A 23,940-nucleotide genomic window follows, 5' to 3' on the forward strand; every position below is an offset into this window, starting at 1 on the left:
GGGAGAAGAGTGATGTCGAGCTGGAATGCGTCTTCAGCCGCCCTTGACCGCGCCGGCGGTCAGTCCTGCGACGATCTGCTTTTGCGCGAACATGGTCAGCACCAGCACCGGCAGCGTCACCACCAGTGCGGCGGCGGCGAGCGGCCCCCAGCTCACCTGCTCATAGGAAAGCATGTTGTAGACGGCGACCGGCAGCGTCCGCGTCTCACGGCTGGCGAGCACCACGCCAAAGACGAAATTGTTCCACGAGAAGATGACGGACAGGATGAAGGCGACAACGATGCCCGGCTTGGCGATGGGCAGGGCGACCAGCCGGAACACCTGCCAGGAGCTGGCCCCGTCGATATTGGCCGCCTCTTCCAGTTCCATCGGCGTGGTCTCGAAATAGCCGATCATCACCCAGACCACGATCGGCACCGTCACCACCAGATGGATGATGATCTGCGGCCAGAGCGTGCCGAGTATCCCGATCCATTGGAACAGCAGAAACAGCGGGATGAGATAGGACAGCCCCGGCGTCATGCGGGCGATCATGATGACGACCGCCGATTTTTCGGCCTTGAGCCGCGCTATGCCATAGCCGGCCGGTACGCCGATCAGCAGCGCCAGCAGTGTCGCCGTGCCGGTCACCAGAACCGAATTCCAGAGATAGAGCAGGAAATTGTTCTCCTCGAACACTTTTACATAGTTCGACCAGGCGAAGCGTTCGGGGATCAGGATCGGCGGATAGGCGCCGTTGTCGATCTCGAATTTCAGCGAAAGCGAGATCATCCAGAGAAAGAAAAGAATCGCCGGCGAGACGATGACCAGAGCCGCGAAAAACAGGCCGATCTGGTTGAGCAGACGTGAGCTCATCTATTTGCCCTCCGCGTCGTTCCACTGCGAGCGCTGGCGCAGCATCAGGAGAATGAAGGACAGCGCCACGATGACGATGAAGAACACCACGGCCATGGCCGAGCCATAGCCTATGTCGTAATAGGAGAAGGCGGTGTTGTAGAGATAGATGTTGATGGTTTCGGACGCCGTGCCCGGTCCGCCCTGGGTCATCGCATAGATGATGTCGAAGCTCTTCAGCGCATCGATGGTGCGGATGATCAACGCAATCATCAGGAACGGCGCGATCATCGGCAAAGTGAGGTAGCGGAATTGCTGCCAGGCATTGGCGCCGTCGATCTCGGCGCTCTCGAACGGCTCGCGCGGCACCGAGGCCAGCCCGCCCAGCACGATCAGCATCACCAGCGGCGTCCACTGCCAGGTCTCGACCGCGACCAGCGAAGGGATGACCGTGTTGGCGTTAAAAATCCATTCCTGCGCCGGGATACCGACCAGCGACAGAAGGTAGTTGAGTACGCCGAGCTGGGGATGGAACATCATGGTCCAGACCAGCGCCACGGCAACTGGGGTTGCCATCATCGGCATGACGAAGACGCCGCGCAGCAGGCCGCGCAGCGGAAACCTGGCGTCGAAGATCAGGGCGGCGACAGTGCCCAACAACATCGGCGCTGCCACCGACAGCGAGGTGTAGGTCAACGTATGAACAAGCGATTCCCAGAATCGCGGGTCGCTGGCCAGACGGAGATAGTTTTCCATCCCGGCAAAGCTCCGCGACTGGCCGAGCGTCCAGCGGTTGACGCTCATCCAGAGCGTGAAAGCCCAGGGAAAGACGATCACGGCGCTAACGACGACGAGCGCCGGAACGACGAAGGGCCAGTAGTTGGGAGCCAGTCGGACCGACTGGCTCTCCTCGATGGCTTGCGTCGTCGCGCCGCTGCGTTTCGTCGTCACCCCGGTGCGTTCAGGGGCGATGGTCGACATCAGCCCTGCTCGCTCCTGTCGAGAACCGGCTGGAACTGCGCGGTGGCCTTCTTCAGCTCTTCGGCAGGATCAGCACCGGCAATCATGTTGGTCAGCGCCACGCCGTAGATGTCGCGGAACTCGGTGACCGGGATGATCACCGGCAGCGCCAGCCTGCTGATATTGCCGGACTGAACCACCGCATCGAGCCAGCTTGCCGGCATGGTGACGCCTTCGCGCACCTTGGGATCTTCCAGCACCGACTTGCGGAACGGCACGCCGGCGCCGGCCTGGAGCAGGCGCGCGCCCATCGCCGGGGAAACCGCCCACTGACAGAACAGATAGGCGGCCTCCTTCTTTTCACTGGAGGCGGTCACGCCGAGGCCGTCGCCAAACGTCCCGGAAGCATGCGCCTTGGGCCCCTTGGGCATGACGCCATAGCCGACCTTGCCGACCACGCGCGACTTTTCGGGATTTTCCATCGGCGGGGCAAAACCGACGCCATCGAACCACATGCCGATCTTGCCCTGGAGGAAGGCGGACTGCGCTTCAGCCCAATTGAAGCCGGTGACACCCGGAGGGGCGGACTTGGTCATTAGCCTCTGGTAGAGGGCAGCGGCCTCGATCGCCTCGGGCGTTTCGGTGCGCAGCTTGCCGTTGTCGTCGAGCGGCGTCATGTCGTAGCCGAGCATCAGCGACGTCCACACCGGCGTGTTGGCATTCTTCAGGCCGCGGGCGACGAAACCGAACGTGTTGGTCGATGGATCGGTCAGCGCTTCGGCGGCGGCCACCAGCTGGTCGAACGATTCCGGGTACTTTAGGCCCTTGGCCTCGAACAGCTCCTTGTTCCAGTAGACGATCCAGTAGTCCACCGAGAAGGGCAGCGAACGCAGCACGCCCTGGTTGTCCTTGGCGAAAAGCATGCCGGCCTCGGCGAAATCGCTTTCGACCAGGCCGGGATCGGTCAGTGTCGGATCGGCGAGATAGCCGGCGATGTCGGCCAGCCAGCCACCCTTCTCGAACTGGCGCTTCTGCACGTGATAGCTCAGATGCACGACATCGAAGCTCGGCCTGCCGGAGCTGAGCTCGATCACCGTCTTCTGTCGCTGCTGCTGTTCCGGCGTCGCTTCGGCATTGACCTTGATGCCGGTCAGTTCCTCGAATTCGGCGATGTATTTCAGGATGGTGTCGCTGCGCGGGCTTTTCACCAGATTGACGTCGAGCGTGGTGCCGGAAAAGCGCTTCCAGTCGACGCTGGCGGAAAAGCTCGGGCGAAGGCCGGCCAGGCCCGCGGCTGCGAGCGCCGTGGTTCCTGCAAGGACTTGCCTTCTTGTTGGCTTGAACGGATTGGACGACATTTCTTCCTCCCTTGGGTTGCTGTCGTTATGGATAGCGTCGCGGCAGCCGCGAACCATACGTCCTCAGATCTGGAGCGCCAACCGGCGCGCATTGTCGATATGCCGACTGATCGCCTCAACCGCCTTTTGCGGATCGCGGCTCTCGAGCGCTTCGATCACCGTCAGGTGCTCCTGCATCACCGGCACGACGCGCCCATCGATGCGGAAACGCTCCTGGTGGATCAGTCTGATCTTTACCGAATTGACCAGATACGCCTTGGCGATGATCTCGTTGCCCAGCGCATCGATGAAGGTGTCGTGCATGGCCCAATCGATGTTCTGGGCCTTGGCTTCCATTTCCGGCGTCGGCGTCTGCGACAAGGCTTGAGCCAGCATGTCCTCATGTTCGCGCCGCAGGCCGGCGAGCACGGCGTCGGAGGCGTTGACGGTGAACAGCGCCACCGCCTCACGCTCCATGAACAGGCGAAACTGGAAGGCCTCGCGGATCAGGTTGATGTCGATATGGGCGATCTGCATGCCGCGCTGCGGGATGGTTGTCAAAAGCCCCTCGGCCTCGAGACGCGGCACGATCTCACGGATGGCGCCTAGCGGCAGCCCGGTAAAGGCAACCAGTTCGCGCTGCGACACGAACTGTCCCGGCCGCAGATCGCGGGCCAGCAAATGCCGCGTGAAGCTGGCATAAGCTCTTTCCCTGAGGGTTGCCGGTTCGCTGCTGTCGTCCATTTCAGCGCGCTTCCCTTTGCCGGTCAGGCCGGCTCTGTCGCAAACAGCCTGTCATAGGCGGCAGCAACCTGTTGCCGCCCCTGCGAACCGATCGGCTCCAGCGGCGGACGGACCGTCAGCCAGCGCTCGTCGCCGGTTTTGCGCGCCACCATGACCTTCACCGCCGGGATGACCGAAAATCTGAGCAATTCGAGCACGAAGCTCCCGACACGGGCATCGTCGCGCCCATCCTCGGCCATGGCGCGGATTTCGCCGGTTACGAAATTGGCCATGCCGGAAATGGCGCCCTGCCCGCCCTGGCGCACGCTTCTGGCCAGGTGCCGCTCGTCGCCGATCAGGATCACCATGTCGCCATGGGCTCTTAGCAGCGCCTCGCTGTAACTCCAGTCGCCACCCGAATCCTTGACACCGGCTATCACGCCGGGGAAGGCCGCACACAGCCGACCGATCAGGGTAAGCGGGAGCGGCACCATGGTGACAGAGGGGATGTTGTAGAGGAGGATGCCGCGAGCCAGCGGCCCGAGCGCAGCGAAGACGGCAGAAAACCATCCGAACAGTCCGTCCTCGCCGACATTCTTGAAGTAACTCGGCGGAGCCAGCAGGATGTTGCGGACGCCGCACTGCAAGGCATGCCGCGCCTGTTCGGCGGCGTCTTCGGCTGCATCGACCAGCACGCCGGCAACGAGCCGATGTGCCGGAATGCCGGCGGCCAGCATGGCCTCGGTAACAATCCGCCGCTCTGCCGTGCCCACGGAAGCGCCTTCCCCGGTGGTGCCGAACAGCGTGGCGCTGCTGCAGCCGGCGCCAAGGCAAGCCCGGGCCTGCGTGACCATGGGAAGGATGGCGATTTGCCCGGACGCATCGAAAGGCGTGGCGAGAGCAACCGAAAGACCAAAGCGCGAGACCACTATTCTCTCCAGATGTCGATGTGCAGCACTCCTAGCACACTAACATGTTAGTTGTAAATTGCGAAGGGGCTTTTCGAACACGGCGTCGACATCGGACGAATATATGATGCGGATTTGGGCGGCTGCCGCCTTTCCGGCAGCGCGATCCCTACTGTCCCGTCGCGTCCGCGTAGATATCGAGGACACGGGTGACGCTGCCGATCAGAAGCTCGTGAGCGAGGGGCTTGACCCGGCGTGCGGCAACCTCGGCGTCGAGATGCCCCAGATACTGGCTGATCAGCGGCCGGGGGATATCCTTCTCGCTCAGCACGTCCAGCAGCGTCCGTGTTGCGCGCTGCGCCTCCGGCGTCGGCCAATAATAGCGGATGCGGTCGCTGAACGAGAAATGCCGCTGCATGCGCTGCTCGTCCGGCGTGCCCGGATAGTATTGCTGCCAATTGTCCGGCGACGCCAGCATGATGCGTTCCATCGCGGCAGGCAGGCTTTCGCGCGAAAAGTCCGGCGCGAGGATATCAGCGATATGGCTGAGCCCATACAGCGCTTGGCGAAGCGCGAAGGTCAGCCAGGGGCCGACCTTGAGGATGGCAAAACCGTCGCGAACGAGGGCATTGAGCGCTTCGGCCGGCTGGTAGTCGGTCGAATGCGCCTCAAAAACCAATTGCGGCATACGGTCGAGCACAGCTACCAGTTCAGTCGCCTTGGCCGGTGCATAGGGCATGATCTCGGTGTTGCCGAATTCGACGCCGGGCTGGACGACGACGCCGACCGCACGGCCAAATGCGGCTTCGAGGCCGGCGCGGGAAAACGCTCGCGCGTGGATCTCGACGGTGCGCAAGGCATCCCCGGGCGCCGTCACATGCAGGTGGTCCAGCGCCTCCAGCGCCCCGCCCGGCACCGGCACTTCGGTGCCGATGACGTAGACCGGTTTTTCGCCGCCTGCCCGCTCGACCGCCGCCTCAGCGATTGCTGCAAGTTCGGCCGCGCGCGCGGCGATCGTTTCATCGGCAAGCACGGCTGGATCGTCGGCGCAGGCCATGCTCGTATCTAGATGCATCTTGGTGAAGCCGGCGCTCGCATAGGCATCGATCATCGCCGCAGCCTTCTTCATCGCGGCGGCGGCAGCCATGTGCTTCCAGGGATTCGGCCCGAGATGATCGCCGCCGAGGATCAGGCGATCGACGGGGAAGCCGACTTTGTGTGCTTGCGCCTCGACGAAGCTGCGGAACCCCGCAGGTGTCATCCCGGTGTAGCCGCCGTCGTGGTTGACCTGGTTGCAGGTGGCCTCGATCAGCACATCTGTGTGCCGCGCCGCGCCATGGCGCAGGGCAGCCTCGATGACCAGCGGATGCGCCGAGCAGACCGAGGCGATGCCGCATCTCTCGCCTGCGGCGCGCCTGCCCGCAATGTTCGCAAACCTTCGCGTCGCGCCACTCACTGCGTGTTCCCCGTGGCGATGAAGGCCTCGACCGCTTCAAGCGGGAAAATGCCTTCCATCGGCCCCTTGCGGGTGACGGCAAGCGCACCGCAGGCATTGGCGATCCGCAGGGCTTCGGCAGGAGCCGCCCCGCGCAGCCAGAACGAGACAAAAGCAGCACCGAAGCAGTCGCCAGCGCCGGTCGGATCGATCTCGTCGACGGCAAAGCCGGGCGAGGCGACCGCACCGTGATGATCATGATAAACGGCGCCGGCGGCGCCTTTCTTCAGGACGATGCAGGACAGGCCACGGGCCAGCAGTTCGTCGACTGCACCCTTCTCGTCCGTGGCGGATGAGAACAGGAAGAGCTCCTCGCCGCTCGGCAGGAAGATGTCGGCTTGCGCCAGTACTTGGTCGAGTGCTTCGCGCATGCCGGATGCCTGCATGATCTCGCGGCGGATGTTCGGATCGAAGGACACGGTTCCACCTTTGGCCTTGACCGTCTCGATCGCCGATAGCGCCACTGTGATGGCGCGGTCGGAAAACAGCGACGAGCCCATGACATGGACGTGATCGGCACCGGCGAGCAGCTTTGTCGCCGCCGCGTTTGTCTCGATCAGGCCGGCGGCGCTGTTGCGGATGTTGAAGACGAAATGCCGGCTGGCGTCGGCCCGGTAGGTGACGAAGGCGGTGCCCGTCGCATGGCCCGTGTGAACCGCGATCGCCGACACGTCGGCGCCAAGTACCCGCAGCCGATCGATGTTCAGCCTGCCGAAATCGTCGTCGCCGACGGCGCCGATGAGGCCTGCCGGCTGGCCGAGCGCCGCCGCCTGGCCGATGAAGATCGCGGGCGCGCCCGACGGGTAAGGTCCAAGCAGCGGACCAGGCTCGAGAAAGCTCTGACCAATCCGCTCGGCCATGATCTCGACCAGAATCTCGCCGGCACCGACCAGCTTCTTCATCTCGCGAAATCCCTCAAATTCGCCTACTTCAAGTGAATACGGCTTGTGCTTTTTCGCGTCAATTAATAAATTTACGCATGGAAACTACCCCGTTTATCTGAAAAAGTTTCGCCTTGCTTTCGAGGGTTGATGTCGATGACGCACAAGACGATGGAGGATTTTGCTCGCTCTTGCGGCGTCTCCAGGCCGACACTGTCGAAATATTTCGACGATCCGACCAGCGTCAAGCCGGCGACACGTCAGCGGATCGAAGTGGCGCTGCGCTCGTCCGACTACCAGCCCAATCTGTTTGCACGCAACCTCAACCGCAAGCGGACCCGCAGCATCGGCATCGTCGTGCCGACGCTCGCCGATCCCTTCTATTCGGAAATGGTCAGCCGCATCGAACTCAGGCTGCGCGACGAAGGCTATTGGCCGATCGTGATCTCCTCGCACGGCTCGCGTGAGCTCGAAGTGGAAGCGACGCGAACCATTCTTTCGCTAAAAGTTTCCGGCGCGCTGATCGCGCCGCTCGGCCTGCGCTCCGACGAGCGCACGCTGGAGAAGCTGACACAGACCATACCGATCGTCTATTTCGACACTTATCTCGAGGGCGACACGCCGTTCGTCGGCAACAACAACAGCCAGAGCGTCTCGACCATCGTCGATTATCTCTGCCGCTCCGGTGACGCCCCGGTCTATTTCGACATCCCGCACGTCAACCACAATTCGCGCGAGCGCCTGAACAGCTATGTCGGGGCCATGCAGCGGCTCGGGCATGAGCCGGTGCTCATCGGCACCCCTTATGACTACACCTGGGATTTCGAACGGATCGGCTATGAGCAGATGGAAGCGATGCTCGTCCGTGGCGGCCTGCCGGGCAAGACCATTCTGTGCGCCAACGACCGCCTCGCCTTCGGCGTGATGGCTGCCGCCTATTCGCAAGGCCGCAAGGTCGGTCGCAAGGGCGATTGCGACCTGCGGGTCGCAGCCCATGACGACCATCCGCTGAGCCGCTACACCTGCCCTGCTCTCACCACCATGGCGCAGGACTTCGCTTCCATGGCCGGACGCAGCGTCGAGACGCTGCTGGCTTTGCTGGATGAGGACGACGCGACAGTTGCACGCAAGGTCAGTCTCGACGCGACGCTGGTCATGCGTCAGTCGGCCTGAGCGTTTCCAAACACAGGATCGAAGCCGCGCCATGCGGCAACTGCCGCGCCGACCGCTTGCCGCGCCGCCGGACCATGGCGGCCCATCGAAACGAAGCCGTGGATCTGGCCGGGCCAGCGCCGCAGAACGACCGGCACCTCGTCATCTTCCAGACGCTTCGCGTAGGCCTCGCCTTCGTCGGCGAGGATATCATGGCCGGCGATTGCGACAAAAGCCGGCGCTGCGCCGGCAAGGCTTGCGGCCTTGAGCGGCGACACGCGCCAGTCATCAATATCGCCAGCATGGTTGATATAGTGGTCGCGGAACCAGGCCATGGTCGCCGAAGTCAGGCCATAACCGTCGGCAAAGCGGCGATAGCTGTCCGCCGCCTGCGAGGCGTCCGTGTTCGGATAGAACAGCAGCTGCGCCGCCGGCGGCTTCTTGTCGCCGCGCGCAAGCAGGCAAAGCACGGTAGCGAGATTGCCGCCGGCACTGTCGCCGGCGACAGCGATCCGTTCGGCGTCGACGCCGAGATCGCCCGCGCCGCCCTGCATGAAGGAAAGTGCGGCGCGGCAATCTTCGATGGCCGCCGGAAATTTGTGTTCCGGCGCCAGCCGGTAGTCGGGAGAGACGACGACGCAGGCCGCCATGTTTGCAAGCCAGCGGCAGATCTCGTCATGCGACTCGAGATTGCCGATCACCCAGCCGCCGCCATGCAGATAGAGCAGCGCCGGGGCAGCGGCTCCGACCGCGCCCTGTCCGCGATAGATTCTGAGCGTCAACGGGCCGCCGGGTCCGGTGATGGTGCGCTCAGTCAATGAGCCGACCGGCTCGCGCTCGCCCTGGAGTGCCGGAACGCCCTCCTCATAGGCGCGGCGCGCCTCTTCAGGCGTGCCGGCTTCGAATGGCGGGGCGGCCGCCTGCCGGTCAAGGTCGAGCACATGCCGGGCCTCCGGATCGAGCAAGGGTGAAAGCAATGTCGTCATCGTAAGCCCTCCGATATCAGGCGAGCAGGCTCGCCGCTTCGGCGTCCTGGAAGCGCGGCGGCTGATCGACCGTTGCGTTGACGGCGACGGACTCGCGGCTCTCACCCGAAGCGAGGATCGCCTCCATGATTTCCAGCACATGAAGCGCAAGGTCGCCGGACGCCCGCGGCTTTCTTCCTGTTGTCAGCGCGCGCGAAAGATCGGCAACGCCGAGCATGCGGTAATTCGCGCGGTCGGGCGCGGCGAAGGGCCAATTGCGCGCGCCATAGAGATCGCTCTCACTGTGGAAGTCGGCCCAGTCGGCCCCTCGTTCCGACAGCGAGACGGTGCCGCCGAACGTATCCGGATCGGGCAGCCTGAGCGAGCCTTCCGTCCCATGCAGCTCGATCGGGTGGTTGGAGTGCCTGAAGACATCCCACGAGGCGCCGAAGGTGACGGTGGCGCCTGAGCGAAACTCCAGCAGCGACAGGATGTTGGTCGGTGTGCCGACCTTGAAGCTGGTGTTCCGGTAGGGGCCTTCGGCGGTGATCAGCCGCTCCTCCTGGCCCCGCGTCGCCATCGCCATCACGCGGGCCACCGGCCCGAGCAAATTGACCAGCATCGTCAGGTAGTAGGGACCCATGTCGAAGACCGGTCCGCCGCCGGGCTGATAGTAGAATTGCGGATTGGGATGCCAGTGCTCCATGCCGCGCCCCATCATGAAGGCGGTGCCGGTCACCGGCCGGCCGAGCGCACCCTCGTCCATGAGGCGGCGTGCCCGCCGTCCGGCGGCGCCAAGGAAGGTGTCCGGGGCCGAGCCCAGCAGCAGCCCGCGCTCCGCCGCCTCGGCGACAAGCCGCCTGCCATCCTTGGCCGAGGTCGCCAGCGGCTTTTCGGTGAAGACGTGCTTTCCCGCCGAAAGTGCCGAAAGCGAAATATCGAAATGCGCCGCCGGTATCGTCAAGTTGAGGACAAGGTCGATGTTCGGGTCGGCCAAAAGCGCGTCGACGCTGACCGCGCGGATGCCATATTCCTTGGCGCGCAGCGCAGCCATATCGGCCGAAATGTCGGCGCAGGCGCTGAGCTCGACCCCGCCGAACAAAGCCGCATTGCGCAAATAGGTCATCGAGATATTGCCGCACCCGACAACGCCGATGCCGAGCTTAGCTCCTGATTTTCCTGGCATTTTCCACTCTACCTCCCGACGTCGCAACGCTCTGGTTGAATCATTGCACCAGCAACGGATCACATTCGAAAGCCGCTATACAGCATTTTAAATGTTGACGCGCGTAAAATTATTATTGAACATGCAAAAATGATGGCGCAACATTGGAGGCCGCCAGCCTTGAGGAGGAGAACATGACTGACATGAAAAAACGGCCAACAGCCGATGCGAATCCCGTGGGTCATGCGCGCATTGGATCTTTCCGTCGCGGTCAGGGACCGAGATGGGTTCAGGCATAGATCACCTTGGCCCCGGTCATCTCAAGCTTGCTGCGTATTGGACCGGGCAGGCCATCGTCGGTGATCACCACATCGACGGCCGACAGCGAAAATGCCTTGGAGGTCCCGCTGACGCCCCATTTGCTCGAATCGGCGAGGAGGACAACGCGCCGGGCCATGCGAACGAGGTTTCGCTTCGTTCGCGCCATGTCTTCGTTCACGTCGACCACATCCAGTGACGAGTCTATCGCATGCGCTCCAACAAAGACCTGATGCGCTACCAAGCCGCCGAGAGCCGTATCGGCATCGGTGATCAGCGTGCTCACCGTGTCGGGATAGACCCGGCCGCCGATCATATGAACGTCGAGCCCGGGACGATGCATAAGATGCTGCACGATATTCATGGCCGTGGCCGCGACCACGACATTGCTGAGCGGCGGTAACTGCATGGCAACCTGCATCAATGTCGAGCCGCCGTCGAAGATGACCGATTGGTTGTCCTCGAACAGGTCTAGCGCCGCCCGGGCGATGCGCTTCTTTGCGTCGAGGTTCGTTTGCATCCGCCGGGCGAACGCGGCCGTGGTCGAATCTGTGGTCCGGGTCACCGCCCCTCCACGGGTCTTGGTCAGCAGTCCCTTGCGGTCCAGTATCTCGAGGTCGGAGCGCACCGTGACTTCCGACACGCCAAAATCTTCTGACAGGTCCTTGATGCGAACCTGTCCGTTGCGTTGCACTTCACCCAGGATCGATTGGCGTCTCTGCTCCGACAACATTGCCCTGTCCTTGCCTCCCTGCGCCAAGCAACCGCTCTGGCCTCGGCTCACCTTACCAAAAATACGCAAATTCGAAAGCTTTCGAAAGATTGTATTTCTCATTTCTTTCGGAAACACTGGGTCCAGGATTTTGAAATCAAACGATTGGGGAATTTTGCACTCATGAGCCTCGGAACCAAGGTGCGTCTTGCGCGCCTCTTCTCGCATCCATCGGGGAACCTTTTTGGCGGCGCGGTCGACCACTTCGTCGGCTATGGCGACGTGCGCAAAGGCGGCCTTGCCGACCTGCCGGGTGCGCTCGCACGCGTCATGGTGGGCAAACCCGACTACGTCAGCATCCAGCCTGGCACCGCGCGCCATCTGTGGCCGCAATATGCGGGCAAAGCTTCCCTGGTGATTCAGGCGGGCTGCTTCACTCCGGACGATCGCATCAGCGAGTTGATCGCAACGCCCGAAGATGCGGTGCGCGCGGGGGCCGATGCGTTGGCCGTGGCCATTCCGGTGCGCGGCGCGACCGAGGGCAAATACATACGCTGGCTGACCGATTCGGTAAATGCAGCGGCCCGCTACGGCATGCCTGTGGTGGCGCATATCTACCCTCGCGATTTCACCGACGGAGCAAAAATCGTCTTCACCCCCGACGAGATCGCCTATGCGGCGCGCATCGGCTACGAGTCCGGCGTCGACGTGATCAAGATCGGCTACACGGGCGATTTCGAGTCGTTCCGAGAGACCGTCCGGACCTGCCCGGTGCCGGTTGTGATCGCGGGCGGTCCAAAGACCGATACGCTGCTCGGCGCGCTTCAGCAGACGGCGGACGCCATCCGTGCCGGCGCACGCGGCGCCGTGGTAGGCCGCAATCTCTGGGGGCATGGCGATCCGGAGAAGGCAGCGCTTGCCTTTCGGGGCGTCATCCATGACGGCCTTTCGGCGCAACACGCCCTGGCGAAGGCAGGTGCCTGAACGATGCCCACCGTCCCCGCGATCCTCGGCTTCGGCGCTATTGCGATCGACGACATCGTCTACGTCGATCAGCCGTTGTCGGCGGGCAAGGGGAAGGTTCTGCAAAGTGCCCGCGCTTTCGGGGGAAATGTTGCGACGGCGCTGGCCGCCGTCGTGCGACTCGGCGGAACCGCCGGGTTCGCCGGATGGCTGGGCACTGCCGCGGACGACGCCGTGCTGCGCGATCTCGTTGCGAGCGGTGTTGAAACCGCATTCGCGCCGCGCCACCCCGACGCGCGCCCGGTGCGCTCGCGGATCACCGTCGGCTCGGACGGGGAACGGTTCATCGCGTATGACGACGATGCGATGCTGGGCACCGCTCCGGATTTTCCGGACGATATCCTCAGCCGCGCTACCGTCCTGATCGTCGATAGCTACGCGATCCGGTCCCTGGATGTCGTGGCTCGGGCTCGCGATCTCGGCCTTGCGATCCTCGGCGATATCGAATGGAGCAGCGGCCCAGCCACGGAGAGACTGATTGGGCTCTGCGACCATCTCATTCTTCCGCTCGGCTTTGCGCGGGCCGCCACGGGCCGCCGGTCGCCGGCCGAGATACTCGATGCATTGTGGTTGCCGTCGCGCTCCGCCGTGGTTCTGACCGACGGTGGCAGGGGCGTGTACTATCGCGGGCGTGAAGAGACAGGTCTCTGGCACCTGCCCCCGCACAGGATTGTGGTCGTCGACTCGACCGGTGCGGGTGACTGCTTTCATGGCGCCTATGCCCATGCGTTGACGCGCGGAGCCGGCACCGCAGGCCGGGTGGCATTCGCGGCCGCGGCGGCAGCCCTTTCGATAACGGGCCGTGGCGGGCGCGAGGCGCTTCCGACCGACGACCAGGTTACGGAACTCCTGGCATCGACGAACGCGCCGTCAGCAGTCGAACTGAAAAAAACGCATGTCAATACTGGAACATAACTAGAACCTATACGATGAAATATTTCGCAGCTGAACATGCTCCGAGGAGGGTTATAAAAATCATCAGCTTATACTTGCGGAGGGAGGAATATGGCAGAAGTCATTCTTGAGAATATCTGCAAAACCTACGGTAACAATTTTCGCGCAATCGACCAATTGAACCTATCGGTCGAGGACGGCGAGTTCTTGATTCTCGTCGGGCCGTCCGGCTGCGGCAAATCCACCGCGTTGCGAATGATCGCGGGATTGGAGGACATCACCAGCGGCAGCCTTCGGATCGGCGGAGTCGACGTCGTCGACATGCCGCCCAAGGACCGCGACATCGCGATGGTCTTCCAAAGCTACGCGCTCTACCCGCATATGACGGTGTTCGAAAACATCGCCTTTTCGATGCGGCTGGCAGGCAAGCCGAAGGCCGAGCGCAAGAAGCGCGTGGACGAGATCGCCAAAACCCTTCAGCTGACGTCTTTGCTGGACAGCAAACCCGCGAACCTTTCAGGCGGACAGCGTCAACGGGTTGCCATGGGCCGCGCCATGGTGCGCGAGCCGGCCGCCTTTCTCATGGACGAACCCCTTTCCAATCTGGACGCGAAACTGCGCGTGCAAATGCGCGCCGAAATCACCAGTCTGCAAAAGCAGCTCGGCGTAACGACCATATACGTGACCCACGATCAAATCGAAGCGATGACGATGGGAGACAGGGTCGCGGTGTTGAAAGGCGGCGTGCTGCAGCAGGTCGATACACCCAAGAGGCTCTATGAATCGCCGGTGAACGCCTTCGTTGCCGGCTTCATCGGCTCTCCTTCGATGAACCTTTTCGAGGCGACCCTGACGGGCGACGAACTGATGTCCGGCACCTTCGCCATCCGGTTGCAGGAGGCAGCCTTCGTGCGCAGGCCGGGCTTGAGGTCGTTTGCGGGGCGCAAGGTCGTGTTCGGCATACGACCGGAGGATCTTTATGACAGCAGCCTCGAATCCGGTCGCAAGTATCAGACGATACCGGCCAAGGTGACCTCGATCGAAGAACTCGGATCCGAACATATTGTCCATCTGAACATCGACGCGGTCCGGGTGGACTCCGGCGATCCGGACGCGGTGGACGATTTTGGCCTGGCATCGAACGCGGTGGCGAGATTCGAGCCGATCAGCGCCGTCCACTCCGGCTCGGAAATCCGGTTGGCCCTGGATGATGCCAAGTTCCATTTCTTCGATCCCGAGACGCATCTGGCGATCTGAAGATCTGCGGCAGACCGCAGGCGAGAGCGAGGCGCCTGCGAAACGCAAGAAGGCTTCTGAGTAGAGCAGACGATCGTCCGCATTGTGCGGTCGATCTTAAAGAAGGAGGAGAAAATGATGTTTCGGATACAACCCGCGATGCTGAAAATAGCCGCGGCCGCATGGTTGCTTGGCGCAACCGGCGCCATGGCGGACACGACGCTGGAATTCACCCAATGGTGGGAGCCCGAATTGCCGGCCGGCTCGCTCAGGGCAATCATGAATGACTTCGAGGCTGAAAACCCCGGAATCAAGGTGACGCTGGTCAGCGGCCCCTATGCGACCACGCGAGACCAGATCTCGGTTGGTGCTGCAACTGGAACGCTTAGCGACGTCGTCGGTCTCGACGGCGCCTGGGTGAACAATCTGAACGCGCAGAATGCGCTGGCCGACATGAACCCGATGATGGATGCGAGCGAGTTCGACCAGACGCAGGTCGCGGATATCATCAAGGTGGACGGCAAGGCGGTGATGTTTCCCGTGGCTTCGTTCGTCTATCCGGTCTTCGTGAACATGGATCTCGCCGCCCAGGCAGGCGTGACCAAGCTGCCGTCGACCCGCGCGGAGTTTCTCGAAGCCGCCAAGAAGATGACCCATGCCGACAAGAACCAGTATGGCTGGGTGCTGCCCTTGTCGCTGCAAACGCCGTCCGGTGTCCAGAACGACCTGATGTCGTGGGTCTGGGCCTCGGGTCAATCGATGATGGCTGACGGCAAGCCGGCTCTCGAGGGCAAGCCGGTCGTCGATATGCTCACTTTCGTCAAATCGCTGAACGACGCCGGCGTCATTTCGCCCGGCATCGCCACCAAGACCGAGCAGGAAAAGGTCGAGGAATTCGTGAACGATCGGGTCGGAATGATGATCGACTCGCTCGCGCATGTGAACCTCATTCGCAAACGCAATCCCAAGCTGAACTTCGACCTCATCCCCGTCCCGGTCGTGGAGAATTATAACGGCAAGCGCGGCCTTCCCTACGCCTCCTGGGGCATCGGCATCTCTGCGGCCTCAAAACATCAGGAGGAAGCCTGGAAGCTCGTCCAATATCTGATGAGTGAAAAGGTGAACGCCAAGCTCGTGACGCTTGCAAACGCCTTCCCGGGCAACGTCAACGCCAAGCCCGATTTCGTGACCTCGGACAAGGCTTTCGCCAAGGCTTTCGAAATCTTCAAGACCGGCTATCTCGCCAACGAGTTCACGGGTCTGCCGGTGGCTGAAGACCTGATGACCCAGTTCGACGTGGAAGCCCAGAAGATGCTCGCCGGCGAGCAGTCTCCGGAAGAAGCCGCAGCCAACGCTCAAAAGGGTTGGATGGCGAAATTCTGAGCGACCTGTTCCCCGTTGCTATCTTCCACCGGGTAGCCTGACTTAGGGCAGGCCACCCGTCAACAACGGATCGGCAATTTGAGATGGACCTCTTTCCGAAGCGCACCTTCCTCTTGAAGGCACATCCCAAGGGTGGCACATGACTCGGCAGAAGCGCTCCCACCATCGACTGAAACGAGCGGCCGCACCCTATCTCTATCTGTCACCCTCGCTCCTCATCATCGGCCTTCTGATGCTACTGCCGATGGTGACGGTGATTGGCTATTCGTTCCAGAACAGCGCGGTGCTGCGTCGCGACCCATCCTTTGCCGGACTGAAACACTACCACGCGATCTTTGCCGATCCGGTGTTCTGGGCCTCGCTGTGGCACACGCTCTACTTCACCTGCATGAGTGTCATCTTCCATATGACCATCGGCATGGTCTTCGCACTCATGCTGAACAGCGACCGCATCAATCCGACGCTGCGCAACATTCTGCGCGTGCTCTACATACTGCCTTGGCTGTTCACCGCGGTGATTATCGCCGTGATCTGGCGCCTCCTGCTCGAGCCGAACGGTGTCGTGAACAGCGTTCTCATGCAGATGGGCATCATCGGTTCCAAGGTCGAGTGGTTTTCCTCGACGGCGACCGCGCTGCACGCCGTCACCTTCGCCAATATCTGGGCGGGCTACCCGCTTTTCATGGTCAGCTTGCTCGCAGGCTTGCAGGGCATTCCCAAGGATTTCTACGAGGCCGCCGATATCGACGGGGCGAAAGCCTACCAGAAGCTGATCTTCATCACCATCCCGCAGCTGATGCCGATCATCATCAGCATCTCGCTGCTCGACTTCATCTGGACCATGCAGGTCTTTCCATTGATCTGGATAACGACGGGCGGCGGTCCGATCTACTCGACCGAGGTCCTCAGCACCTACACGTACAAGCTGGCGTTTTCGAGCTACAACCTGTCGCAGGCGTCGGCGAGCGCCGTGGTCATCCTGCTGATCTCTCTCGGCCTGACGCTGTTCTACATCCGCTATCAAAAGGCTCGGTAGTCACCATGAGGAAAAGGCACACACCGAAAGACAGACTGATCACCGTCGCGCTCCATGTCGCGCTTGCCGCAGGGCTCTTTTTCGCGGCCTTCCCGATCTACTGGATGCTGAGCAGCTCGTTCAAGTCGAATACCGAAATCTTTGCCCTGCCACCAACCGTCCTGCCGAAGGCCTTCACGCTGGAAGCGTATGCGGCCATCCTTGGCGACCCGGTAAAGCTGCGCTTCTTCTTCAACAGCTACTTCGTGGCCGGAGCGGTGACCGTGCTGACGGTCCTGATCGCCTTGCTGGCGGCTTATGGGTTCAGCCGTTTCAATTTCCGCGGAAAGGGCAGCCTCAACACACTCATCATCAGCACGCAGACGATTCCGCCGATCACGCTTTTGATCCCCTTCTTCGGGCTTGTCGTCTCGTATGGCATCTTCGACACCTACGTCGCACTGATCGTGACTTACCTGGTGTTTACGCTGCCCTACGCGATCCTGCTGATGACGGGATATCTGAACACCTTGCCCCGCGATCTCGATGAAGCGGTGGCTGTCGACGGCGGCACCAGCTGGACCGCACTCTGGCGGGTGATCGTCCCGATTTCACTGCCTGGTATCGTGGCGACGTCGGTCTACACCTTCCTGTTGTGCTGGAACGAATTTCTCTTTGCGCTGACGCTGACGAAGTCAACGTCCATGCGCACCGTCCCGATCGGCATCCAACTTTTGATGGGGCAGCACGCCTTCGAATGGAACCAGATGATGGCGATGAGCGTGCTGGGCTCGCTACCGCTCTTGCTCATCTACCTCGTTGCCCAGAGGTTCTTCCTCGCCGGCATGACCGCGGGCTCGGTCAAGTAGGATGTCCCTCCCACCGAGAACCGATGGGGAAGGCCGCGCGTCGAAATCGATGGATTGGACCTTCTCTGCTGGCAGGCGATATCGCCGCGGCCTCGGGCGTCTTCATAGCGCCGCTGAATCGTGCTCGTGCTGTTCATCCAGCGCCACATCAACAAAGGGCTGACGCAGGGCGGCATCAAGGAATGAAAGCATGAAAGACCTGAAAGTCGGTTGCCAGACCTTCACCTGGGAAATGCTCGGAGACCGGTTTGCCGGTGGTCCCGACGATCTGCTCAAGGCGATCGCCGATGGCGGCTATGCCGGCATCGAGATCACCGACACGATGATCGGCCGCTATGCCGACAGGCCGGCGGAATTCGCCGCGGCGCTGAGATCGGCCGGCCTCACCCTTGTTTCTTTCGCCTTCGGCTCGAAGAGCGGCTTTACGCTGATAGAGAGCATCGGCCGCGACCTCGAGACAGCGAAACGCTGGATCGATTTTGCCGCTGCCTTTCCAGGCGCGCTGGTTTCGATGGGCTCGGCCACCGTCGTGTCCGACGGCCCGCGTGACGACAAGTTTGCCATCGCGGCCGAGGTCTACAACAAGGCCGGCGAACTCGGACGCAAGGCCGGCGTCGACATCGCCGTCCATCCCAGTTCCCACCACAACACGCTGCTGTTCGACCGTGCCGACTACGATCGGATTTTCGAACTGGTCGATCCGTCGCTCGTCGGCTGGGTGCCCGACACCGGACACATCTTGCGCGGCCATCAAGACATGATCGATACGCTCACCACCTACAGCGACCGCATCCGCTACGTGCACCTGAAAGACGTCGACGCCAGCGGCACCTGGGCTATGCTCGGCAAGGGCGTCTGCGACACCCAAGCGGTGATCGATATCGCCAGCGCCGCACCTCGTTTCAACGGCTGGCTGGTGCTGGAAGAGGAATCCGAGACCGCCGCCGGCGATCCGGCCGCCGCGGTCAAGACCAACCGCCAGACGATGCGCGGCTACGGCGCGTGAGGAAGAGACCATGATCCGGAAGCAAGACCGTCGCCTTCGTGTCGGCGTGCTCGGCTGCGGGCCGATCGCGCAATTCGCGCATCTCGAATCCTGCGTGAAGGCCGGCAACGCCGATCTCTATGCGATCTGCGATGCCGCCCCCGATCTTCTGGCGCGCATGGCCGCGACCTATGAACCCGAAAAAATCTATGGCGATTACGATGAGATGCTGGCCGACCCGCAACTGGAGGCGGTGATCGTGGCGACCTCGGACGCCTATCACGTGCCGATGTCGATCAAGGCGCTCGAGGCCGGCAAGCACGTGCTGTGTGAAAAGCCGATCGGCGTCTCGGTCGAGGAAGGCGAGATGCTCGCCGATGCGGTCCGGCGCTCCGGCAAGGTGCTGCAGGTCGGCCATATGAAGCGCTTCGACCCGGCACTGGAAGCAGCGCGCGATTTCGTCCGCGACGAGATCGGCGAGATCCTGGCGCTAAAAGCCTGGTATTGCGATTCCACGCACCGCTACACCAACACCGACGCGGTCCAGCCGCTGCCCGTCACCAGCAAGCTGGCGCGCAAGCCGGGCGGCAATCCGAAGGCCGATCTCAGGCAGTATTTCATGCTCGCGCACGGCTCGCACCTTGTCGACACCGCGCGCTTCCTGTGCGGCGAGATCGTTGCTGTGCGCGCCCGGCTCAACGAGCGTTTCGGCGCCTATTGCTGGTTCGTCGAAACCGAATTCGCCAATGGCGCGCTCGGCCACCTTGACCTCACCGTGGCTGTCCGCATGGACTGGCACGAGGGTTTTCAGCTCTATGGCGAAAACGGCTCGGTGATCGCGAAGACCTTCAATCCCTGGTATTTCCGGGCGAGTGAGGTCGATATCTTTCACGAGAAGGATGCAACGTCGCGAAGGCCGCTCGGCGCCGACGGGCATTTCTTCAGGCGCCAGCTCGAAGGCCTCGCCGAGACAATCCTTGACGGCAAGCCGATGCGCGGCGCCAACGTCGAGGACGGCCTTGCCTCGATCCGCGCCATGGTGGCGATCGCCCGTTCGGTCGAAACCGGCGATCGCGTCGAGATCGCTTCCGCAACGGGAGCGGTCTGATGCAGATCGGGGTGTTCGCCAAGACCTTCCCGGGCAGCGAGCCGGTTGGCGTGCTGGCAGCGGTCCGCGACTCGGGATTTGCCGTCACCCAGTTCAACCTTGCCTGCGCCGGGCTGCCGTCGATGCCTGAGGCGGTGCAAAAAGACGCCATTGATGCCATCGCGGACGCATCGAAGGGTTGCGGTGTCGCCCTGGCAGCGCTCTCGGGCACCTACAACATGGCCCATCCCGACAGGACCGTGCGCGACGACGGCCTGCGCCGGCTTGGCGTGGTCATCAAGACCGCGGCAGAGCTTTCCGTCCCGATGGTCACCTTGTGCACGGGAACCCGCAACGCCGACGATCAGTGGGCATACCATCCCGACAATAGCGAGCCCTCGGCATGGGAAGACATGGCGGGCGATATGGAAAAGGCGCTTCAGCTCGCGGAGCGTCACGGCGTTGATCTTGGCATGGAACCCGAACAGGCCAACATCGTCACCTCGGCCTCGGACGCGATGCGCCTGATCGCCGAGATGGGCTCGACACGGCTGCGCATCGTGCTCGATCCGGCCAACCTGTTCGAGCAGGCGAGCCCCGCCGAAGCACGCGCCATCGTCGCCGCCGCCGTCGAACGCACTGCGGGCCACGTCGCCATGGCCCATGCCAAGGACCGTTTCGCTGACGGCCGCTTCACGACCGCCGGCCGGGGTGTCGTCGACTTTGCGGATTTCGTCGCCAGGCTGAAAGCATCGGGTTTTGACGGGCCGCTGGTCACGCATGGCCTCTCGGCCGAAGAGGCACCCGGCGTTGCCCGCTTCCTCAAAGGGCTGGTGTGATGGCGCGCCTGGCCACGCTGCTTCGCGATGACGCCACGCTTCGGATTTCCGATAGTGGCGACGGCATTGCGGTCATCTTTCAGCATGGGCTGGGCGGTGGCGACGCGCAGGTCGCCCAGGCCTTCCCTTCCGGGCCGGGCTTGCGGCGCATCACGCTGGAATGCCGCGGGCACGGCGCCTCCGGACTGGGCAGCCGCCGGCCGTTTTCCCTGGAGATGTTCGCGGACGATGTTGTTGCCGCCGCCGATCAGGCCGGTCTCGATCGTTTCGTCGCCGGCGGCATTTCGATGGGCGCGGCGATCGCCATGCGCCTCGCCTGCCGTCATCCGGATCGCGTCGCGGGTCTTCTCCTGGTGCGGCCGGCCTGGATTTTCGACGACGCGCCGGTGAACCTGCTGCCGATCGCCGAGGTTGCCAGGCTTATCCTGGACCACGGGCCCGACAAGGCGAGGTCGATCTTCGCGCAATCGGAAACCGCCGCGCGCCTGCAGCGTGAAGCACCCGACAATTTTGCCTCGCTGATCGGCTATTTCGACCGGCCGGACGCCGCGCAATTCGCGCAGGTCCTCGCCGACATTGCCGCCGACGGCCCGGGCGTTTCGGCGCGTGACGCCGCGGTGCTTGGCATTCCGACGCTTGTCATCGGCAATGCCATGGATGCGGTGCATCCGCTGACGGCGGCCCATACGCTCGCCGCAACCATTCCGGGCGCGACCTTTGCCGAAATCCATCCCAAGGCGCTCGACAGCGTCAGGCATTTCGCCGAGTTGCAGGCCGAGATCACGACCTTCCTTCACACCCACTCGAATTTTCGGAGCCTCATTCCGTCATGACCATCAAATCCCTGTCCGGCAAATCCCTGTCCGGCCCCGCCGCCATCGCCGCCCTGCCGCGCAACCGGCTGCTCGGCGAGTTTTCGCTGTGGTCGGCCGACCTTGCCAATATGGAGCGCGACCTGAAGCGCATAGAACCTCATGTCGACCTCCACCACATCGATGTCGCGGACGCCCGCTTCACTCCGGGCTTCCTGTTCTTCCCGGACCTGGTAGCGCGGATCGCCGGGCTGACGGCAAGGCCTATCCATGTTCACCTGATGGTCGAAGCGGAGATCGTCGAGGAGCAGGCGCGCCAGTTCATCGAGGCCGGTGCCGACCTGGTCAGTGTCCACGCCGAAAACGGCGAAGCCGGCCTGCGCGCCGTGCGGCTGGCGCATGCGCTCGGCGCCGAGGCCGGCGTGGTGCTCAGGCTGGAAACGCCGGTGGCCGCGGTCACGCCTTTCCTGTCGCAAGTGGCGTTTGTGACGCTTCTCGGCACATCCATCGGCGTCAAGGGCCAGAGCCTTTCCGAGCAGGCCTGCCCACGTTTGATCGAAGCGCGCGCACTGATGAGAAAAGCCGGTCGCGAGACCGACATCATCCTGGCTGCCGACGGCGGCATCCGCCACGAGACGGTGCCGCGCCTGCGCGCCTCTGGCGCCGAGACGGTGGTGCTCGGATCGCTGGCGTTCGGCGACCCCGACCTTGCGCAGCGCATTCGCTGGCTGCATGGGCTGAAGGTCGCCGCCTGATGACAAGACTGGCCCTCGCCTTCGATCTCGGCGGAACGGAGCTGCGCGGCGCGCTGGTCGAGAGCGACGGCGGCGTTGTCGCGCAGGTCTCGGCGCCGACGATGGCGATCGCGGGATCGGATGCGGTGATCGGCCAGATCATCGCACTGGCCGGGGCTCTTCTGACACAGCGCCCGAAGGCGGATGTCGTCGGCATCGGCATCGGCGCGCCGGGACCGCTCGATCCCAAGGCCGGTATCGTGATCGCGCCGCCGACGCTGGCCGGCTGGCACGATGTGCCGTTGATCGACATTCTCGGCAAACATTTCGGCCTGCCGGTGCGTCTGGAAAACGACGCCAACGCGGCAGCGCTGGGCGAATGGCGCTTCGGCGCCGGCCAAGGTACCGGATCCCTCGTGTTCGTCACCGTATCGACCGGCATTGGTGGCGGCGTCGTAGCCGACGGCCACATCTATCACGGCCGGCGCGGGCTTGCCGCCGAGATCGGCCACATGACCATCACCGGCGAGGGCGACCGCTGCTTCTGCGGCGCCGTCGGCTGTTTCGAGGCGGTCGCCTCCGGTACCGCGCTCGGGCGGCGTGCCACGGCGCTGACCGCGCCGGGCGACGGCTCCCTGCTCAGGCGCCTTTCGGCTGACGGCGACGTTTCGGCCAGGCACGTCGTCGAAGCCGCACGTGCCGGCGATATCAGCGCGCTCGAATTGATCGAGGCTGAGGCGAAGTGGCTCGGCATCGGCTTCACCAATCTGCTTCACCTCTATTCGCCGGATCTGATCGTCATGGGCGGCGGCCTCGCCAACGGTTTCGACTTGTTGGCTCCGACCATCAGGGCAACCGTCGAGCAGCGGGCGATGCCGGCCTACAGGGATGTACCGATCGTGCCGGCGCGGCTTGGCGACCGCGCAGGACTGATCGGCGCGGCCAGCCTGATCCTGTGGGAAGGCGAACCGGGCGCGCCGTTGGCGATGGCGACCTGCTGATCGATGGCGTTCGCGCCAACGACAGATGCCAGACAGCGCCCCCCTCTGTCCTGCCGGACATCTCCCCCACTTGGGGGGAGATTGGCTGTCGTCGCCGCTTTCGCCAATCGCCAACGTTGAAGAAAGGGCGTTGTCGGTGAAGCTGCCAATCTCCCCCCGTGTGGGGGAGATGTCCGGCAGGACAGAGGGGGGCGCCAAGGATCGCTACAGTCTTCATTCTGCGCCGCTGCATCGCCCGACTGCGCTGGCGGGCGGCGCAGTCTGCCGCCTACTTCCCGCAATGGTGATCGTTGATCTTGTTCAAGGCATTCGCGTCGGGCCCGACCCGATGATAGGAGCAGGGCCCTGCGGCTGTCGTGAACAACTGCCGATCATAGTAGCGCGGGCCGCCGAACAGAATGTCGATGATGTTGCCTTCGGCGGGAACGTAGCGCTCAGGGTGAGGCCGATCATCGCGATCTCCAGCCAAGGCCGCGGCGGACATGCTGCAGCCCATTGCGAAAACGAGAGCGCGGATCGCAAAACGTTTTGTTGTCATCGGGGAATGCCTTTCTGGCCGTTCGGCTTCTCACCATACATCCAAAATCGCCAGCCGGACAAAAGTTCCCTCAC

Annotated in this window: 24 protein-coding genes; 13 read left to right on the forward strand and 11 right to left on the reverse strand. The window is 63.0% G+C overall.

Features of this window, described 5'->3' with window-relative positions:
• Positions 1-33: 33 nt before the first annotated feature.
• The 7 genes from BLT09_RS11680 to BLT09_RS11710 all read right to left on the reverse strand — a co-directional run bounded on the left by BLT09_RS11680 (position 34) and on the right by BLT09_RS11710 (position 7,159).
• Positions 34-855: a carbohydrate ABC transporter permease gene (locus tag BLT09_RS11680; RefSeq protein ID WP_023797160.1), complete on the reverse strand. Its 822-nt coding sequence runs from the start codon at positions 853-855 to the stop codon at positions 34-36.
• On the reverse strand, positions 856-1,815 hold the full coding sequence (locus BLT09_RS11685) for a carbohydrate ABC transporter permease (protein WP_091593156.1): 960 nt from the start codon (positions 1,813-1,815) through the stop codon (positions 856-858).
• Positions 1,815-3,152 (reverse strand): ABC transporter substrate-binding protein, encoded by a 1,338-nt coding sequence (locus tag BLT09_RS11690; protein WP_091593518.1) that lies wholly within the window; start codon positions 3,150-3,152, stop codon positions 1,815-1,817. The genes BLT09_RS11685 and BLT09_RS11690 overlap by 1 nt, the downstream gene beginning before the upstream one ends.
• A 63-nt stretch (positions 3,153-3,215) precedes the next feature.
• Positions 3,216-3,875: a GntR family transcriptional regulator gene (locus tag BLT09_RS11695; RefSeq protein WP_091593158.1), complete on the reverse strand. Its 660-nt coding sequence runs from the start codon at positions 3,873-3,875 to the stop codon at positions 3,216-3,218.
• Positions 3,876-3,898: 23 nt separating this feature from the next.
• Complete coding sequence (locus BLT09_RS11700) at positions 3,899-4,783, reverse strand: dihydrodipicolinate synthase family protein (protein WP_091593160.1); 885 nt, start codon at positions 4,781-4,783, stop codon at positions 3,899-3,901.
• Positions 4,784-4,931: 148 nt separating this feature from the next.
• Positions 4,932-6,218 carry a D-tagatose-bisphosphate aldolase, class II, non-catalytic subunit gene (locus BLT09_RS11705; protein WP_091593162.1) on the reverse strand — a complete coding sequence of 429 codons (1,287 nt, stop codon included), beginning with the start codon at positions 6,216-6,218 and terminating at the stop codon, positions 4,932-4,934.
• The gene (locus BLT09_RS11710) at positions 6,215-7,159 is read right to left on the reverse strand and encodes a sugar kinase (RefSeq protein WP_091593165.1); all 945 of its coding nucleotides are present in this window, start codon (positions 7,157-7,159) and stop codon (positions 6,215-6,217) included. The genes BLT09_RS11705 and BLT09_RS11710 overlap by 4 nt, the downstream gene beginning before the upstream one ends.
• Before the next feature lie 129 nt (positions 7,160-7,288).
• On the opposite strand from BLT09_RS11710, the gene BLT09_RS11715 reads away from it, so the two are divergent.
• Positions 7,289-8,311 carry a LacI family DNA-binding transcriptional regulator gene (locus BLT09_RS11715; protein ID WP_128246056.1) on the forward strand — a complete coding sequence of 341 codons (1,023 nt, stop codon included), beginning with the start codon at positions 7,289-7,291 and terminating at the stop codon, positions 8,309-8,311.
• On the opposite strand, the gene BLT09_RS11720 is transcribed toward BLT09_RS11715, so the two are convergent.
• From BLT09_RS11720 to BLT09_RS11730, 3 genes are all read right to left on the reverse strand, one after another.
• On the reverse strand, positions 8,299-9,276 hold the full coding sequence (locus BLT09_RS11720; RefSeq protein ID WP_091593169.1) for an alpha/beta hydrolase: 978 nt from the start codon (positions 9,274-9,276) through the stop codon (positions 8,299-8,301). The two genes, BLT09_RS11715 and BLT09_RS11720, sit on opposite strands and share 13 nt — an antisense overlap.
• Before the next feature lie 16 nt (positions 9,277-9,292).
• Positions 9,293-10,441, reverse strand: coding sequence for a Gfo/Idh/MocA family protein (locus tag BLT09_RS11725; protein WP_091593171.1), 1,149 nt, complete (start codon positions 10,439-10,441; stop codon positions 9,293-9,295).
• A gap of 268 nt (positions 10,442-10,709) precedes the next feature.
• On the reverse strand, positions 10,710-11,471 hold the full coding sequence (locus tag BLT09_RS11730; protein WP_091593520.1) for a DeoR/GlpR family DNA-binding transcription regulator: 762 nt from the start codon (positions 11,469-11,471) through the stop codon (positions 10,710-10,712).
• 162 nt (positions 11,472-11,633) lie between these two features.
• Between BLT09_RS11730 and BLT09_RS11735 the strand changes: the two genes are divergently transcribed.
• From BLT09_RS11735 to BLT09_RS11790, 12 genes are all read left to right on the forward strand, one after another.
• Positions 11,634-12,434, forward strand: a complete 801-nt coding sequence (locus BLT09_RS11735) for a beta/alpha barrel domain-containing protein (RefSeq protein WP_091593174.1) — start codon at positions 11,634-11,636, stop codon at positions 12,432-12,434.
• 3 nt (positions 12,435-12,437) lie between these two features.
• Positions 12,438-13,388: a PfkB family carbohydrate kinase gene (locus tag BLT09_RS11740; RefSeq protein WP_091593176.1), complete on the forward strand. Its 951-nt coding sequence runs from the start codon at positions 12,438-12,440 to the stop codon at positions 13,386-13,388.
• Positions 13,389-13,478: 90 nt separating this feature from the next.
• A complete protein-coding gene (locus BLT09_RS11745) occupies positions 13,479-14,624 on the forward strand; it encodes an ABC transporter ATP-binding protein (RefSeq protein ID WP_091593177.1) in 1,146 nt (381 codons plus the stop codon).
• Between the two features lie 114 nt (positions 14,625-14,738).
• On the forward strand, positions 14,739-15,986 hold the full coding sequence (locus BLT09_RS11750) for an ABC transporter substrate-binding protein (RefSeq protein ID WP_091593180.1): 1,248 nt from the start codon (positions 14,739-14,741) through the stop codon (positions 15,984-15,986).
• 139 nt (positions 15,987-16,125) lie between these two features.
• Positions 16,126-17,022, forward strand: coding sequence for a carbohydrate ABC transporter permease (locus BLT09_RS11755; protein ID WP_091593181.1), 897 nt, complete (start codon positions 16,126-16,128; stop codon positions 17,020-17,022).
• 5 nt (positions 17,023-17,027) lie between these two features.
• A complete protein-coding gene (locus BLT09_RS11760; protein ID WP_091593184.1) occupies positions 17,028-17,870 on the forward strand; it encodes a carbohydrate ABC transporter permease in 843 nt (280 codons plus the stop codon).
• A gap of 190 nt (positions 17,871-18,060) precedes the next feature.
• Positions 18,061-18,876: a sugar phosphate isomerase/epimerase family protein gene (locus tag BLT09_RS11765; RefSeq protein WP_091593186.1), complete on the forward strand. Its 816-nt coding sequence runs from the start codon at positions 18,061-18,063 to the stop codon at positions 18,874-18,876.
• A 10-nt stretch (positions 18,877-18,886) separates the two neighbouring features.
• A complete protein-coding gene (locus tag BLT09_RS11770) occupies positions 18,887-19,963 on the forward strand; it encodes a Gfo/Idh/MocA family protein (protein ID WP_091593188.1) in 1,077 nt (358 codons plus the stop codon).
• The gene (locus BLT09_RS11775) at positions 19,963-20,781 is read left to right on the forward strand and encodes a sugar phosphate isomerase/epimerase family protein (RefSeq protein WP_091593190.1); all 819 of its coding nucleotides are present in this window, start codon (positions 19,963-19,965) and stop codon (positions 20,779-20,781) included. The genes BLT09_RS11770 and BLT09_RS11775 overlap by 1 nt, the downstream gene beginning before the upstream one ends.
• Positions 20,781-21,614 carry an alpha/beta fold hydrolase gene (locus tag BLT09_RS11780; protein ID WP_091593192.1) on the forward strand — a complete coding sequence of 278 codons (834 nt, stop codon included), beginning with the start codon at positions 20,781-20,783 and terminating at the stop codon, positions 21,612-21,614. The genes BLT09_RS11775 and BLT09_RS11780 overlap by 1 nt, the downstream gene beginning before the upstream one ends.
• Positions 21,615-21,625: 11 nt before the next feature.
• Entirely contained in the window at positions 21,626-22,348 is a 723-nt protein-coding gene (locus BLT09_RS11785) for a ribulose-phosphate 3-epimerase (protein ID WP_091593522.1), read from the forward strand.
• On the forward strand, positions 22,348-23,328 hold the full coding sequence (locus tag BLT09_RS11790) for an ROK family protein (RefSeq protein WP_091593195.1): 981 nt from the start codon (positions 22,348-22,350) through the stop codon (positions 23,326-23,328). Before BLT09_RS11785 ends, BLT09_RS11790 begins: the two co-directional genes overlap by 1 nt.
• 268 nt (positions 23,329-23,596) lie before the next feature.
• Here BLT09_RS11790 and BLT09_RS11800 read toward each other — a convergent pair whose 3' ends face one another.
• Positions 23,597-23,812 carry a hypothetical protein gene (locus tag BLT09_RS11800; RefSeq protein ID WP_329608797.1) on the reverse strand — a complete coding sequence of 72 codons (216 nt, stop codon included), beginning with the start codon at positions 23,810-23,812 and terminating at the stop codon, positions 23,597-23,599.
• Positions 23,813-23,940 lie beyond the last annotated feature (128 nt).

This window comes from Mesorhizobium muleiense (assembly GCF_900099905.1).
Lineage (GTDB): Bacteria > Pseudomonadota > Alphaproteobacteria > Rhizobiales > Rhizobiaceae > Mesorhizobium > Mesorhizobium muleiense.

Bases quoted from the DNA above. Each gene is read 5' to 3' on its own strand.
- BLT09_RS11695 (WP_091593158.1), bottom strand. From the start codon at position 3,875: ATGGACGACAGCAGCGAACCGGCAACCCTCAGGGAAAGAGCTTATGCC.
- BLT09_RS11775 (WP_091593190.1), top strand. From the start codon at position 19,963: ATGCAGATCGGGGTGTTCGCCAAGACCTTCCCGGGCAGCGAGCCGGTT.
- BLT09_RS11800 (WP_329608797.1), bottom strand. From the start codon at position 23,812: ATGTCCGCCGCGGCCTTGGCTGGAGATCGCGATGATCGGCCTCACCCT.
- BLT09_RS11740 (WP_091593176.1), top strand. From the start codon at position 12,438: ATGCCCACCGTCCCCGCGATCCTCGGCTTCGGCGCTATTGCGATCGAC.
- BLT09_RS11725 (WP_091593171.1), bottom strand. From the start codon at position 10,441: ATGCCAGGAAAATCAGGAGCTAAGCTCGGCATCGGCGTTGTCGGGTGC.
- BLT09_RS11745 (WP_091593177.1), top strand. From the start codon at position 13,479: ATGGCAGAAGTCATTCTTGAGAATATCTGCAAAACCTACGGTAACAAT.
- BLT09_RS11760 (WP_091593184.1), top strand. From the start codon at position 17,028: ATGAGGAAAAGGCACACACCGAAAGACAGACTGATCACCGTCGCGCTC.
- BLT09_RS11790 (WP_091593195.1), top strand. From the start codon at position 22,348: ATGACAAGACTGGCCCTCGCCTTCGATCTCGGCGGAACGGAGCTGCGC.
- BLT09_RS11770 (WP_091593188.1), top strand. From the start codon at position 18,887: ATGATCCGGAAGCAAGACCGTCGCCTTCGTGTCGGCGTGCTCGGCTGC.
- BLT09_RS11755 (WP_091593181.1), top strand. From the start codon at position 16,126: ATGACTCGGCAGAAGCGCTCCCACCATCGACTGAAACGAGCGGCCGCA.
- BLT09_RS11720 (WP_091593169.1), bottom strand. From the start codon at position 9,276: ATGACGACATTGCTTTCACCCTTGCTCGATCCGGAGGCCCGGCATGTG.
- BLT09_RS11730 (WP_091593520.1), bottom strand. From the start codon at position 11,471: ATGTTGTCGGAGCAGAGACGCCAATCGATCCTGGGTGAAGTGCAACGC.
- BLT09_RS11710 (WP_091593165.1), bottom strand. From the start codon at position 7,159: ATGAAGAAGCTGGTCGGTGCCGGCGAGATTCTGGTCGAGATCATGGCC.
- BLT09_RS11690 (WP_091593518.1), bottom strand. From the start codon at position 3,152: ATGTCGTCCAATCCGTTCAAGCCAACAAGAAGGCAAGTCCTTGCAGGA.
- BLT09_RS11750 (WP_091593180.1), top strand. From the start codon at position 14,739: ATGATGTTTCGGATACAACCCGCGATGCTGAAAATAGCCGCGGCCGCA.
- BLT09_RS11735 (WP_091593174.1), top strand. From the start codon at position 11,634: ATGAGCCTCGGAACCAAGGTGCGTCTTGCGCGCCTCTTCTCGCATCCA.
- BLT09_RS11780 (WP_091593192.1), top strand. From the start codon at position 20,781: ATGGCGCGCCTGGCCACGCTGCTTCGCGATGACGCCACGCTTCGGATT.
- BLT09_RS11765 (WP_091593186.1), top strand. From the start codon at position 18,061: ATGAAAGACCTGAAAGTCGGTTGCCAGACCTTCACCTGGGAAATGCTC.
- BLT09_RS11685 (WP_091593156.1), bottom strand. From the start codon at position 1,815: ATGTCGACCATCGCCCCTGAACGCACCGGGGTGACGACGAAACGCAGC.
- BLT09_RS11715 (WP_128246056.1), top strand. From the start codon at position 7,289: ATGTCGATGACGCACAAGACGATGGAGGATTTTGCTCGCTCTTGCGGC.
- BLT09_RS11680 (WP_023797160.1), bottom strand. From the start codon at position 855: ATGAGCTCACGTCTGCTCAACCAGATCGGCCTGTTTTTCGCGGCTCTG.